11 protein-coding genes are annotated in these 14,129 nt (G+C 69.7%); 2 read left to right on the plus strand and 9 right to left on the minus strand.

What is annotated here, in order from left to right; genetic code table 11:
• Nucleotides 1-154 precede the first annotated feature (154 nt).
• Complete coding sequence (locus tag ACGF3C_RS17040; RefSeq protein ID WP_196921561.1) at nt 155-994, minus strand: DUF4081 domain-containing GNAT family N-acetyltransferase; 840 nt, start codon at nt 992-994, stop codon at nt 155-157.
• Between the two features lie 5 nt (nt 995-999).
• Nucleotides 1,000-2,253 (minus strand): MFS transporter, encoded by a 1,254-nt coding sequence (locus ACGF3C_RS17045; protein ID WP_357229618.1) that lies wholly within the window; start codon nt 2,251-2,253, stop codon nt 1,000-1,002.
• Nucleotides 2,254-2,365: 112 nt separating this feature from the next.
• Between ACGF3C_RS17045 and ACGF3C_RS17050 the strand changes: the two genes are divergently transcribed.
• Nucleotides 2,366-2,959: a PadR family transcriptional regulator gene (locus tag ACGF3C_RS17050; RefSeq protein WP_357200254.1), complete on the plus strand. Its 594-nt coding sequence runs from the start codon at nt 2,366-2,368 to the stop codon at nt 2,957-2,959.
• A 124-nt stretch (nt 2,960-3,083) separates the two neighbouring features.
• On the opposite strand, the gene ispG is transcribed toward ACGF3C_RS17050, so the two are convergent.
• From ispG to ACGF3C_RS17085, 7 genes are all read right to left on the minus strand, one after another.
• The gene (gene ispG, locus ACGF3C_RS17055) at nt 3,084-4,256 is read right to left on the minus strand and encodes a flavodoxin-dependent (E)-4-hydroxy-3-methylbut-2-enyl-diphosphate synthase (RefSeq protein ID WP_112588507.1); all 1,173 of its coding nucleotides are present in this window, start codon (nt 4,254-4,256) and stop codon (nt 3,084-3,086) included.
• A gap of 9 nt (nt 4,257-4,265) precedes the next feature.
• Nucleotides 4,266-5,516 carry a M50 family metallopeptidase gene (locus ACGF3C_RS17060; protein WP_393222901.1) on the minus strand — a complete coding sequence of 417 codons (1,251 nt, stop codon included), beginning with the start codon at nt 5,514-5,516 and terminating at the stop codon, nt 4,266-4,268.
• Nucleotides 5,516-6,727 (minus strand): 1-deoxy-D-xylulose-5-phosphate reductoisomerase, encoded by a 1,212-nt coding sequence (gene dxr / locus ACGF3C_RS17065; RefSeq protein WP_393222904.1) that lies wholly within the window; start codon nt 6,725-6,727, stop codon nt 5,516-5,518. Before dxr ends, ACGF3C_RS17060 begins: the two co-directional genes overlap by 1 nt.
• A gap of 43 nt (nt 6,728-6,770) precedes the next feature.
• The gene (locus ACGF3C_RS17070) at nt 6,771-7,406 is read right to left on the minus strand and encodes a Uma2 family endonuclease (RefSeq protein WP_357229612.1); all 636 of its coding nucleotides are present in this window, start codon (nt 7,404-7,406) and stop codon (nt 6,771-6,773) included.
• Between the two features lie 142 nt (nt 7,407-7,548).
• Nucleotides 7,549-7,998, minus strand: a complete 450-nt coding sequence (locus ACGF3C_RS17075; RefSeq protein ID WP_393222907.1) for a hypothetical protein — start codon at nt 7,996-7,998, stop codon at nt 7,549-7,551.
• Between the two features lie 173 nt (nt 7,999-8,171).
• Nucleotides 8,172-12,143, minus strand: a complete 3,972-nt coding sequence (locus ACGF3C_RS17080) for a CARDB domain-containing protein (RefSeq protein ID WP_393222910.1) — start codon at nt 12,141-12,143, stop codon at nt 8,172-8,174.
• Between the two features lie 449 nt (nt 12,144-12,592).
• Nucleotides 12,593-13,144 (minus strand): GNAT family N-acetyltransferase, encoded by a 552-nt coding sequence (locus tag ACGF3C_RS17085; protein WP_393222913.1) that lies wholly within the window; start codon nt 13,142-13,144, stop codon nt 12,593-12,595.
• A 51-nt stretch (nt 13,145-13,195) separates the two neighbouring features.
• On the opposite strand from ACGF3C_RS17085, the gene ACGF3C_RS17090 reads away from it, so the two are divergent.
• Complete coding sequence (locus ACGF3C_RS17090; RefSeq protein WP_393222916.1) at nt 13,196-14,080, plus strand: YhjD/YihY/BrkB family envelope integrity protein; 885 nt, start codon at nt 13,196-13,198, stop codon at nt 14,078-14,080.
• Nucleotides 14,081-14,129: the final 49 nt, after the last annotated feature.

Raw genomic sequence — 14,129 nt, forward strand, 5'->3', positions numbered from 1 at the left:
ACTCAACGACCGCCCCCGCATGACCCTGGGCTGGGCCACCCCCGGTGAGAAGATGACCCAGCTACTCGGTGTTGCAACCACCGCTTGAGCCCGCCGCGAGAACGGAAACTGTCCAAGATCTGCGGGGATGCATCACCACCCGCACCGGCAGCGGTCAGAAGAGGACGGTGGCCAGGGTGCCGATCGGCTGGAAGCCACAGCGCTCGTAGACGCGGCGGGCCGGGAGGTTGAAGTCGTTCACGTACAGGCTGACGGTGGGGGCGACCCGCAGCAGCGCGTCGCGGACCACGGCTGCCATGGCGGCGGTGGCGATCCCCCGGCCTCGCCACTCCGGTGCCACCCAGACGCCCTGGATCTGCGCCGTCCGTTTGGTGACCACTGCCAACTCGGCCTTGAACACGACCTTGCCGTCGATGATGCGGGCGTACGCGCGACCGGTGCGGACCAGGTCGTTGACCCGTCGGCGGTAGCTGCGTCCGCCGTCCTCGGCCAGCGGGGAGACGCCAACCTCTTCGGTGTACATGGCCACCGCCGCCGGGAAGAGCCGGTCGACCTCGCCGGAGCGAACCTGGCGTACCTCCGGATCGGCCGGTACGGGTGGCAGCGTGTCGGTGACCAGCAGTGGCTGATTGGGGCGAACGTCTCGCGCTGGCCCCCACGTGTCGGAGAGGCGGTCCCACAGGCCGAGGACGGCATCGGCCCGGCCGACGATGGAGGAACAGAGCCGCTCCTCGCCTGCGAGCAGGTCGGCGAAGGCAGCCACCGCGGCGTCGCTGGCCAGCACCGGCGTGAGGTTGCCGCCGAGCCAGCAGAGTGATTCGAGGTTGCGGCGGGCTCCGTACCCCAGGATTCTGCCCTCGGCCCGCCACCACGAGAGTCCGCGCGCGGCGATGCGCTCGGCGACCTGCGCGCCCGCGAACGGGTCATGGTCGAGCAGTCGCTCGACCGCGCGGCGCTCCGATTCCCCCAGTTGGCGTACCGGCACCGTCAGCACGGCTATCAGCCTGCCAGATCAGCCCCCCGCTTCGCCGGTCGAGTGACAAGGCCGGCACCGGTTACCCGAGGCCGGGTCCGCCCGGCCCACCGGACGACCGGGGGCACCAGGGCTCCGAGCAGGAGGAACAGGGCACCGAGTACGAGCCAGCCGGGTACGCCCCAGCCGAGGGCCAGGGTGGTCACCACTACCGGTGCGAGCATCTTGCCCAGCTCGTAGCCCATGCCGTACGCCCCCTGGTACTGCCCCTGGGCGTCCGCCGGTGCCAGCCCGAAGGAGATCCCCCAGCCGGCGGCGGAGTGCCACAGTTCTCCGGTGACGTGCGCGAGCGCCCCGAGGCCGAGCAGGCCCACCGCCCCGGCGGTGGGCAGCGCGCCGCTGGCGGCGAAGAGTACGCAGGCCAGGGCGATGGCCACGCCCGCTCGACGAGCGGCGCGGGCGGCTCCGGGCAGGGTGGCGGCGGTGCCCGCGGCGCGTACCTGAAGGAGCACCACCGCCACGGTGTTGACCAGCGTCAACGCGGAGATCATCCAGGCTGGGGCCTGGGTGTGGCCGGCGATCCACAACGGCAGGGCGATGGTGAGCAGACTGAAGTGCATCGACATCAGCCCGTCGACCAGGGTGAAGGCGAGGAACGGGCGGTCCCGTAGGGCGACCAGCCGAGGGCCGTGCGTCGGAGCGGCGACCGGGGCGACGGTGGGTAGTCGAAGGAAGACCACCGCTGCTGCCAGGGATGTCCCCGCCGAGGCCAGGATCAGCGCGACGTACCCGGTCCGGGTGTCGGCGGCGATGGCGAAGCCGCCGAGGACGGCGCCGACGGAGATCCCGACGTTCGTGGTGGCTCGCAGGTAGGCGCGGGTGCGGACCCGCTGGTCGGCCGGGATCGCTCCGGCGATCAACGCGCCGCGGGCACCTCTCTCGACCGCGTCGGCAAGCGCGGTGGCGGCTCCCACCAGCACGAACGTGGGGAACGACCGGACGGCGACCAGGCCGACGGTCAGGGTGCCGGCGGCGAACAGCGCGCCGACCTGCACGCCGCGTGGGCCGACGCGGTCGGCCAGGTAGCCGCTCGGGGCGCTGGCCAACACACCGACCAGGGCCGAGATGGTCAGCCCGATGCCGACCTGGGTGGCCGACAGGCCGACCGACCGGGTGAGGAAGAGCGCGCTGGCGACGAGCCAGAGGCCCCGCCCCACGGTCTTGACCAGAGTGCCGAGGGTGAGGACCCGGGCCGGACCCGGCGGGGGAAGCAGGCGCATGACCGACACCCTAACAAGACGTACGTACGGTTTGTTAGATCGGGGTTGTCGGCGATGCATTGCCGATATATCGTTGATGCATCAGCGATAGTCCTAAGGAAGGAAGAGCCTCATGAGGTTCCACCGACAGCACCACCCGATGCACGAGGCCCGGATGCGGGGGTTCGGCTTCCCACCGGTCCCGCCCGGTCCGCACGGTCATGGCCACGAGCACGGACACGGCGGCCCCTGGGGCGGCCGGGGCCGTGGACGGGGTCGGGGCAGACGCCCCAACGTCCGAGCCTCCGTGTTGGCCCTGCTCACCGAGCGGCCGATGCACGGCTACGAGATGATCCAGGAGATCGACTCCCGCACCGGCGGTGCATGGCGGCCAAGCCCCGGCTCGATCTACCCCACCCTCCAGCTCCTCGAGGACGAGGGCGTGATCGTCGCCAGCACCGAGGAGTCCGGTGGTGGGCGGAAGCGGTTCACCGTCACCGAGGCCGGTCAGGCGGAGGCCACCGAGGCCGCGCAGACCCCGCCGTGGGCGGACGTCGCCCAGGGCACGGTGAGCAGCTGGCACGACATCCGCGACTCCGGCACACAGGCGATGAACGCTCTGCGCCAGGTGATGATGAACGGCACCGACGACCAGCGTGAGCGGGCCGCCCAGGTGCTCGACGAGACCCGGCGCAAGCTGTACGCGATCCTCGCCGAATCCGAGTGACGCCAGGCCGCGCCACAGCGCCAGCCCGCACCACAGCGCCAGCCCGCACCACAGCGCACGATCAGCACAAACGCACAGCGGCCGTTCCCCGCACGGGGAACGGCCGCTTTTTTCACATCGAAAATCAGTGCACGGTGACGGTCGGGCCGGTGACCAGCCCGCGCAGTTCCTCGGGAAGCTCGGCGCCCATCTCGTCGGCGATCCGCAGCGCCTCTTCGATGAGGGTCTCGACGATCTGGGCCTCGGGCACCGTCTTGACGACCTGCCCCTTGACGAAGATCTGGCCCTTGCCGTTGCCGGAGGCGACGCCGAGGTCGGCTTCCCGGGCCTCACCCGGACCGTTCACCACGCAGCCCATGACGGCGACCCGCAGCGGCACCGGCAGCCCTTCCAGGCCGGCGGTGACCTCCTCGGCGAGCTTGTAGACGTCCACCTGGGCCCGCCCGCAGGACGGGCACGAGACGATCTCCAGGCCCCGCTCGCGCAGACCGAGGGATTCCAGGATCTGGTTGCCGACCTTGATCTCCTCCACCGGCGGGGCGGACAGCGACACCCGGATCGTGTCGCCGATCCCCTCGGCCAGCAGCGCTCCGAAGGCGACCGCCGACTTGATGGTGCCCTGGAACGCCGGCCCGGCCTCGGTGACGCCGAGGTGCAGCGGGTAGTCGCACTGCTCGGCGAGCTGCCGGTACGCCCGGATCATCACGACCGGGTCGTTGTGCTTGACCGAGATCTTGATATCGCGGAAACCGTGCTCCTCGAACAGCGAGCACTCCCACAGCGCCGACTCGACGAGCGCCTCGGCGGTGGCCTTGCCGTACTTGCTCAGCAGCCGCTTGTCCAGCGAGCCGGCGTTGACGCCGATCCGGATCGGCACCCCCGCGGCCCCCGCGGCACGGGCGATCTCCTTGACCTTGTCGTCGAACTGCCGGATGTTGCCCGGGTTGACCCGGACCGCCGCGCAGCCGGCGTCGATCGCGGCGAAGACGTACTTGGGCTGGAAGTGGATGTCGGCGATCACCGGGATCTGCGACTTCTTGGCGATCGCGGGCAACGCCTCGACGTCGTCCTGGGACGGCACCGCCACCCGGACGATCTGGCAGCCGGACGCGGTCAGCTCGGCGATCTGCTGGAGGGTCGCGTTGATGTCGGAGGTGAGGGTCGTGGTCATCGACTGCACGGACACCGGCGCACCGCCGCCGACCGGAACCGAACCGACCATGATCTGGCGGCTGGCCCGACGGGGAGCGAGCGGCGGGGGCGGCACGGCGGGCATACCGAGACTGATAGCTGTCACTTCAGGCACTCACCTTGAGAAGAGCGTGATGGGGTTGACGACGTCCGCGGCGATGGTCAGCAGCGTGAACGCGCCACCGATCAGGATCACCGCGTACGTGAAGGGCATCAGTTTGAGGTAGTCCACCCGGCCGGGGTCGGCCCGGCCGATCCGGGCGTAGATCCAGGAGCGGGCTCGTTCGAACCAGGCGACGGCGATGTGGCCGCCGTCGACCGGAAGCAGCGGCAGCAGGTTGAACACGCCGATGAAGAAGTTCAGCGACACGAAGAGCATGAAGAAGACCAGCCAGGCGTTGTTCTCGACCGCCTCGCCGCCGAGCCGGCTGGCGCCGACCACGCTGATCGGGGTGTCGATGTCGCGCTCGCCGCCGGTGAGGGCGGTCCACAGGGCGGGGACCTTCTGCGGGAGGCGCTGGAGTGCCTGGACGGTGCCGACGGCCAGTTGACCGGTGAAGTCGGCGGTGGCGCCGAAGGCCCCGACCGGGCCGTACGTCACGCGGGTGGGCGTGCTGGGGACGAGCCCGACGCCGAGGGCGGCCACCGGGGCGGCGGCACCGGTCGGGTTGTCCAGCGGCGGACGCTGCGTCTGCGCGAGCACGGTGCTGGTGGTGGCCGGCTGCCCGTCGCGGACGTACGCGATCTGCGCGGTGTCGCCCGGCTTGAGGCTGCGCAGCGTGGTGAGCAGGTCGCCGTAGGAGTTGACCGGGGTGCCGTTGATCGAGGTGATCCGGTCCCCGTTCTTCAACTGCGCCTGGGCGGCCGGGCTGGCCGCGTCGGCGGAGGTGCAGGCGCGCACCGCGTTCTCCGGGACCACGCACTGGCTGAGCTGGATGACGGCGGGCTCCTGGCGGGCCTGCGCGTCGGTGGTCGGGAAGTCGGGGTTGGGCAGGCCGGCGGAGACGGCCAGGATCCAGATGGTGACCAGGGCGAGCGCGAAGTGCGTGATCGACCCGGCGGCCATCACGATGGTCCGCTTCCAGACCGGGTAACGCCACATCACCCGGGACTCGTCGCCCGGCTCGACATCGTCGTCCTGCGGCGTCATCCCGACGATCTTGCAGAAGCCGCCGAGGGGGATGCCCTTGAGGCCGTACTCGGTCTCACCCCGCCGGAACGACCAGATGGTGGGCCCGAAACCGACGAAGTACTTGGTGACCTTCATCCCGAACGCCTTGGCGGTCAGCAGGTGACCCGCCTCGTGCAGGCTCACCGAGATGAGAATGGCCAGGGCGAAGAGGACCACCCCGAGCAGGTACGACATCAAGCTCCTTCCACCGAACCCGCGATGATCTCCTGCGCATGCGCGCGCGCCCACGACTCGGCCGCGAGCACGTCCTCGACGGTACCTGGTTCGTCGAAGTCCGGAGCCTCCTCCAACACCCGTTCGAGGGTGTCGACGATGCCGAGGAACGGCAGCCGGCCCGCCACGAACGCGGCCACGCACTCCTCGTTCGCCGCGTTGTAGATCGCCGGCCGGCAGCGCCCGGCCTCCCCGGCGGCCTTGGCCAGGGCGACGGCCGGGAACGCCTCGTCGTCGAGCGGCGCGAACTCCCAGGTGTGCGCGGCCGTCCAGTCGACGGCGGTGGCCGCCTCGGGGACCCGGTCGGGCCAGCCCATGCCCAGCGCGATCGGCAGTCGCATGTCCGGTGGGCTCGCCTGGGCGATCGTTGACCCGTCGACGAACTCGACCATCGAGTGGATCACCGACTGCGGGTGCACCATCACGGTGATGTCGGAGTACGGCACGTCGAACAGCTCGTGCGCCTCGATCACCTCAAGGGCTTTGTTGACCATGGTGGCCGAGTTGATCGTGACGACCGGCCCCATGTTCCAGGTCGGGTGCGCGAGGGCCTGCTCGGGTGTGACCTGCGTCAACTCGTCGCGCCGCCGACCCCGGAACGGACCGCCGCTGGCCGTGACGATCAGCCGCCGCACCTCACCCCGCGTCCCGGAGCGCAGACACTGGGCCAGCGCCGAATGCTCCGAGTCGACCGGCACGATCTGCCCGGGCCGCGTCACCGCGGCCTTGACCAGCGGGCCGCCGGCCACGAGCGACTCCTTGTTGGCAAGCGCGAGGGTACGACCACCGCGCAGCGCGGCCAGCGTAGGAGCGAGGCCCAGCGAGCCGACCACCCCGTTGAGGACGATGTCGCACTGCCACTGGGCCAGCTCGGTCATGGCGTCCGGCCCGGCCACGATCTTGGGAAGCTTGAAGTCACCGGTGGCCCATCCGCGCCGGCTCGCCTCCGCGTAGAACGCGAGTTGCAGATCCTGCGCGGCGGACGCCTTCGCCACCCCGACCGCCTCGACGCCCAGTTCGAGGGCCTGCGTGGCGAGCAGCTCGACGTTGCCGCCGCCGGCACCCACGGCGACCACCCGGAACCGGTCCGGGTTACGCCGGACGATGTCGATGGCCTGGGTGCCGATCGAGCCGGTGGACCCGAGCAGAACAAGGTCGCGGGGGGTAGTCACCCGGCCATTCTTCCCCACCGCCGCTGCACGCCCGCTGGGAGCCTCAGCCCTCCCCCTCCGCCGGCTCCTCCTCGTCCAGCAGCTCGGCCGGATCGATGGAGAACTCGAACGGCTCCCGCATCGCGAAGGTGCTCCCCGCCGCAGCGGCGGCCAACGGCCGGTACTCCCCGTCGGACAGCTCGAACAGGGCAATGGTCGGCACCCGGTTACGCAGGTCCACCCGGAGAAAGAACGGCACCCCGACGGCGGCGTACTCGCGGGGTCGGTCGATCACGTCCTTACGCCGGTTACCCGGCGAAACGATTTCCCCCAACAACACCGCCTCGGCGATGGGGACCGTCGTGCGGCCACCACCTGATTTCCGCAGCACAGCGATGTCCGGGATGAAGAGGTCATCCCCGGAGATGACGTTGATCTCCGGATATACCCAGAATCCGGCCTTCCGCGCAGCACGGTGCAGCACGTAGGGCAATTCCCGCTCGACCGACTGATGATCGATTCCCGCGTGTGGTGTCACGATCACGCTTCCGCTCAGGACCTCAACCTTGGGGCCGTTGGTCTCCGGCAACAGGTCGAGGGCGAGCTGCGCAGTCCAGGGTTCGTCGTGCCACCGCAGCACGTCGAACGACGGCTCGGTGTGCTGCGGCGCCGGCTCCGGCGCGAACGCGGCCTGGGCCATCCGGGCTCACCCCCTCAGAGGGACATTCTGCTCAGGTCAGCCTAGCCACCGCAGCCCCAGAAACGCGTCATCGCACACCGGGTCCGTCTATCCGAGTGGACTGCACCGCAGCGAGGCGCGTGCAGATCTTGGACAGTTTCCGTCATGGCCGAACGGAAAGTGTCCAAGATCTGCGGGCCGGCGCCCGACTCGTCGTTGTTCGAGGCCGCACGACGGCCAACCAGACCGCTGCGCCGACGCAGAGGACGGCCAGCAGGGACAGCAGCACCAGGGCCGGGTTGATCCAGGCGGGCACCAGGTCGTAGGTGGCGTTGCACCGGTCGTGGAGGGGGAACCACCGCGACGACTCACGCCAGTGCGCGGCGCGGTAGGCACTGTCGTAGGTGACGCCGGCCTGTCGGCAGGACTCCTCCGAGCTCATGGATGAACCCGAGAACGCGCCGACGAACCAGGTGACAGCGGTGGCGACGACCGAGAGCCCGGCCGTCGCGGCGAACCAGCCCGGAGTCTTCCAGCGGCCGGTGAGCAGAGGTCGGCCCCACAACCAGAGCACGAGCAGAGCGGGTACGGCGAGGCAGAGCCCGGTCGTCACGACACCCATCCTGATTCGTCAGCCTCCCGCCAGCGAGCCGGCCTTGATCATCGCACGGGCCGGCTCACCGCCGCGAACGCGACGAAGCGATCGACTCGGCTTCATGGAAATCGGGGTGTCCGCAGTCCGCGGACACCCCGACTTCACTGAAGCCGTGTTGATCAAGCGGCGAACTAGCCGCCGGTGATGACGAACTGCGAGCCCGGCTGGATGACGATGTTGCCGTCGGCCGAGTTGGTGATTGTCACGTTCGTCAGGTTGGCGTTACCACGCGCGCCGCTCATCGCGAGGATGCCGGCACCGTTGTTGGACTTGTCGATCCGTACGTTGGTGATGGCGACGTTCGGGATGTTGCCGCCACCGTTCTTGAACTGGATGCCGTCGAAGGTCGAGTCGATGATGTCGGTGTCCCGGACGGTGACCCCGACGATGTCCCTGGTGGCCGGGAAGATCGTGATGGCACCGAACTCCTGGTCCTCGTTCCAGAACGCGCCGCCGGTGCGGTAGAGCCCGTTGTTCGCGATCAGCGTCGTGCCGGAGAACGGCAGCGGGTCGTGGTCGGTCGCCAGCATGATGCCCGGGTAGTTGGCGGTGTCGTAGATCAGGTTGTTCTGGATCGAGTTGTCGTAACCGCCGTAGATGGCGATGCCGTTCGCCCGCCAGGGCAGCTGGATGGTGTTGTTGACGAAGTGGTTGTCGTGGGCGATGTCGACGTTGCGGTCCTTGACGTACGGGTTGGCCCAGACGGCGAGCGCGTCGTCGCCAGTGGTGCGGAACGACGAGTTGAACACCCGCGAGTTGCGCGTGCCGTTGCTGAAGTTGATGCCGTCGGCGTACGTGTTGCGGATCCGCATGCCGCTGAAGTCCAGCCCGTCGGCCGGCCCCCACAGGTCGGGGATGTTGTCGTAGTCGCGACCCACCCAGACGCCCACGTTGGCGTGCTCGATCCAGACGTTGCTGATCTTCGTGCCGGCGCCGAAGCGACCGTTCAGACCGACGCCACCCTCGGCGTTGCCGTCACCGCCGCGGATCCGGCCCGAGCCGAAGATGGCGATGTCGGAGATCTGGGTGTTCTTGTCGATGTCGAAGCCGAAGTTGCCCTCGTGCGGGTGGTTGATGCCGCCCACCACGTTCTGCGGCTCGGTCAGCGTGTAGAGCTGCGAGTGCCACATGCCGGCGCCCCGGATCGTGACGTTGCTGATGCCGACCTGGTTGTGCGTGCCCCGGTTCAGCGGGTCGTCGGTCAGGATCTTCTGCTCCTGCCGCCACTGCCCGGCCGGGATCCAGACGCAGCTGATGACACCGTTCTGGTCGTCGGTCACCGCCCGCTGGATGGCTGCGGTGTCGTCGATTCCGTCGTTCGGAACCGCGCCGTACGAGGTGATCGAGGTGCAGCCGGCCGGCTGGCTCGCCGGCCCCGCCACCTGCTCCAGGTCGATCATATCGATGACGTAGAAGGAAGCGGTGTCACCCGAGTCGCGCTGCAACTTGAACCGGGTGCCGGCCGGGTACGACTGCGCCAGCAGCGCGTTCGACTCGTCGAAGAGCCGCCGGGCGTCGGCCTGCGGGGTGTTGGTCAGCGCCTCCGGCCCGTCGGTGTTGCCGTAGAGCCAGCTGTGCTTCGACGACAGTGTCAACTTCCGGGAGAAGACGTCGTTGACGTAGAGGCTGATGGTCGCCTCGATGCCGCCGCCACCGGGCGCGTCCGGGATGGAGTTGCGCACCACTATGGAGTTGGCCTGGTTGGCCGAGGTGAACTCGACGAACTGGCCGGTGCTGGTGAGCCGTACCGACTTGCGACCGGACGACTCGCTGGCGAAGTTGGTGTGTCCGAACGTCCGCAGGGCGTCGGTCTCCAGCAGCGTGCCCTGGTAACGACCGGCCTCCGCCTCGTAGGAGACGTACGGGACGGCTGCCCCACGCCCGACCACTATCGACTGGCTGAACGCGTTGTTGGTCTCGTTGGTCTCGGCGACCACGTTCGTGGCGTCGGCGGTGGCGGTGAGGGTGGCGCCGCCGCTGGTGGCGGTCCAGGTGCCGCTGACGGCCACGGTGACCGTCGCGCCGGCGGCGATCGAGGCGGTGTTGGTGTTGAGCGTGGTGCTGCCCGCCACCAGTCGGGTGACGGTGGTCGCGCCGGTCGCGGTGGTGCCCCGGTTGCGAACCGTCACGGTGAAGGTGACGGACGCCCCGACGGCCGGGTTCGGCGGGTTCGAGGCGATGCTGAGCACCTGAAGGTCCGGGCCCGGTGCCTGCGCCACCACCAGCGGCGACGCTGCCGTGAAGCTGTTGTTGCCGTTGTTCTGCTCGACGATCGTGTTCGCCGGGTCGACCACCGCCGAGACGGCGTAGCTGCCCATCGGCCGGGTACCGGCGTTGAACGACACAGTGGTCGAGGCGCCTGCGGCCAGCGCGCCCACCGAGGCGCTGCCGACGACCGCGCCGGCCAGGCTGAAGTTCACTGTCGTCGCACCGGCGGACGCTGAGCCGATGTTCTGCACCACGGCCGAGAGGGTGACCGGGGAGACCTCGCTGGGCGACGAGGGCGACCAGGTCACCGAGCTGACGACCAGGTCCGGGTTGGGCGCCGGGGTGCCGCACACCTCAAGCTCGGCGACCTGGCCGGACGGGGCACTGGTGTTGCCGGTGAACCGCAACTGCACGTCTGCGGTGGTCGCGCTGACCGGGATGGTCACCACGTTGCTGCCCTGGACGAACTGGTAGGCCGCCGCCGACACCAGGCTGGTGTACGAGGACGAGGCCTGGTCGCGGCCGAGGACCTGGATGGTCTGGGTACGGGTGCCCCAGGACGAATCCGGGTTGAGCTTCACGGTGACGCCGGAGATGGAGTGGTTCGCGCCGAGCGCCACAGTCAGGTTCTGCGGGTAGCTCGCCGCGCCCTCCCAGTAGGTGGAGAGCTGCCCGTCGTTCGCCTTGTCCGGGGTGAAGCTGAAGGTGGAGCCGCTCGCCGTCATGCTCTTGCCCTGCGCCACGTTGGTGCAGGCGGGCGGGTTGCTGCCGGTCCGGGTGACGGTGTTGCTGTTGCCGGAGAGGTTGCCGGCACCGTCGCGGGCCCGGACGTAGTAGGAGACGGTCGCCGTCGCCGGCTGGGTGTCCTGATAGGTGAGGACGGTGCCCAACGTGGCGATCAGGCTGCCGCCCCGGTAGACGTTGTAGCCGGCGAGCCCGCTGCCACCGGAGTCGGTGGAGGCCCCCCAGGTGAGCGTGATCGTGCTGCCCGACGTGCTCTGCGAGAGCGTCCCCGGGACACTCGGCGCGGTGGTGTCACCACTGCCCGTGCGGGTCACCGTGTTGCTGTTGCCGGACAGGTTGCCGGCCGCGTCGCGGGCCCGGACGAAGTACGACACTGTCGCCGTGGCCGGCTGGGTGTCGTTGAAGGTGGTCACGGTGCCGACGGACTGGAGGAACGCGCCGTTGCGGTAGACGTCGTAGCCGGCGATGCCGCTGCCGCCCGCGTTGTCGGTCGACGCGACCCAGTTGAGGCTGATGGTGGTGCCCGACTGGGTGTACGAGAGGTTGCCGGGAACGCTCGGCGCTGTGGTGTCCGGGGTGGTGCCGCCGCTGCCGTACACCTCCAGTTCGGAGAGTTGCCCGGCCGGCCAGCCGCTGTTGGCGGTGATGGTGATCCGGACGTAGCGGGTGGAGGCCGAGCTGAAGTTGATCGTGGCGGTGCTGCCGCTCGCCGGGTTGAAGGTGTACGTCTGCGACCCGACCAGGTCGGTGAAGGACGAACCGTTGGTGCTGCCCCGCACGCTCAGCGTCTGCGTCCGGGTCCCCCAACCGGAGGTCGGCAGCTTCAGAACAACCTGGTTGACGCTCTGCGACGAGCCGAGATCGACCTGCACCCACTGGGGGAACGCGTTGTTGACGCTCTCCCAGTAGCTGCCCGCGTTGCCGTCGACGACCTTCGACGAGTCGTAGACGTCGGCGTGGCCGCTCTCCTGGGTGGGACGACCCTGGGCGAGGTTGGTGGCCGCCGGGGCGAAGGCGCTCGGTGCTGCTGCGCCCGCCTCGGTGGGGCGGGCGGCGGCGGCCGGGTTCGCGAGGGCGGTCGCCCCGGCCGTCGCGATCAGCGCGGCGGCGGCCGTGGCCGCCACCATCCTGAACAGATTCGTTCGTCTCATCACTGTCCTTGTCGTCGGGGGACGGTTGCCGCGGTGGCTGGACCACGGGGGTGGGGGTGCGGCGGTGCAGCGCCGGCCGACGCGAGAGGGCCGGTGTCGAGAGAGACGGGTGGTACGGGCGGCGCGGGGGCGCCGACCGCCCTGGAAACACCAGAGGGGTACGACCATCAACGGGCCTCCCCAGGAGGCCCGTTGAATCTTCCGAGTGTGTGCACAGAACCGTGCACGCCTTTGTCGAAATCTTGCGTTACTTTGGCCCAAAGGTTACTGACGTGCTACGGGAGCGTCAACACTTCGACCGCCGTGACTATTGACGAACTTGTCTGCCCTGGGAGTCGACCCACGGCCCGACCTGCAGACAATTTCGGGGAAGGTGCCGCCTCCCGACGACTGGAGGCAGCACCTTCCCCGAAGTTGCGCGGATCTTGCGTCAGGTCGTGCGGGAACGATCAGGCATCTGGTGCGGTCAGCACGAACGTCTCCAGCAGCTCCCCGCCGTACCAGTCGGTGCGCTGACCGACATGGGTCATGCCCAGCCTCCGAGCGACAGCCATCGACGGCTCGTTGCCCGGCGCCACGACCGCGTAGATCTGCCGGGTGCCGGCGGCGAACTCCCGGTCGACCGCCGCGCGGGCCGCCTCGGTGGCGAAGCCGTGGCCCCACGCGTCCGGGTGCAGGTGCCAACCCACCTCGATGTCGTCGCTCCGGCGCGACTCGTCGCGCCCCGGCAACGGCTTGAGCAGCACCGTGCCCACCACCTGACCCGTCTCCCGTACCTCGATCGCCCAGGTGCCGTACCGGCCGCCGTCGGCGGCGTGCCGCTCCTGCCAGATCCGCAACCGCTCGACGGCCTGCGCCGGGTCGGTCAGCGGCAGGCCCGGCGCGACTCCCAACCAACGGCTGATCTCCGGGCGGGAGTAGATGTCGTAGATCCGGGCCAGATCGGCCGGATCGGCGGTCCAATCGCGCAGGATCAGGCGTTCGGTGGTGAGAACAGTCATGACCGGCGATCTTAAGGAGTGACAGCCGCGACGACAGGGAAGGAGGACCCGATGGGCAACGGATGGCAGCGCACGAAACGGATCACCAGTGCGGCGTTCCGTCCGGTGCGCGGACGGGACCTGTCGCTGCACGCCGCCGCGATCACCTTCTACGGGGCGATCGCCGTGGTGCCGGTCGCCCTGCTGGCGATCTGGCTCACCGCGCTGGTGGCCGGGGCCGACCGGGTACGCCGGCTCACCTCGTACGCCGTGGAGGCCCTGCCCACCGCGATCGGCGCGCCCCGGGCGGTGGAGGCGCTGGTCGACGCCGGGGTGGGGTTGACCCCGCTGCTGGCGCTGGCCTCCCTGCTGCCCGCCTCGCTGTACGGCGAGGGCCTGCGCCGGGCGTTCGTCTCTGTGGCCGCGCCCCGCTCCGACGAGCACCTGGTCGGCTGGCGGGGTCGGCTCCTGCTGCTGCCACTGCTCGCGCCGGCCCCCGCGCTGCTGCTGTCGATCCTGCTGGCGCTTCCGCTCACCACCCGCCTCGTACGCCAGGGCGGTTGGCTCGGTGTGCTCGGCGTGGTGCTGTCGTTCCTGGCGGTCTGGCTGGTGCTGACGCCGGTGCTGGTGTGGGTGTTCCGGGTCGTCGGGCCGGCCTCACCGGACTGGCTCTCCACCCTCGGGGTCGGGTCGTTCACCGCGGCGAACCTCTCCGGATTCCTGCACGGCTTCGTGCTCTTCGCCTCGCTCCCGCTGGACCTGGGAGTGCCCTTCGGCGGCTTCGACGACATCGGCGCCGGCGTGGCCGTCCTCCTCTGGCTCTACCTGTTCCACGTGATCGTCCTGGCCGGCTACTCCGCCACCCTGGCCCTCTCAAACTGGCGCACCAACCGCCCCACCCCCACCCCCGCCCCCACCCCCGACCCGTCGCCCTCCCCCGACCCGCCACCCCGTTGATCATGAAGTTATTGCCACGACCCGCCGCGCCGAGTGGCAATAACTTCAT

It is taken from the genome of Micromonospora sp. NPDC047762, from assembly GCF_043204655.1.
Lineage (GTDB): Bacteria > Actinomycetota > Actinomycetes > Mycobacteriales > Micromonosporaceae > Micromonospora.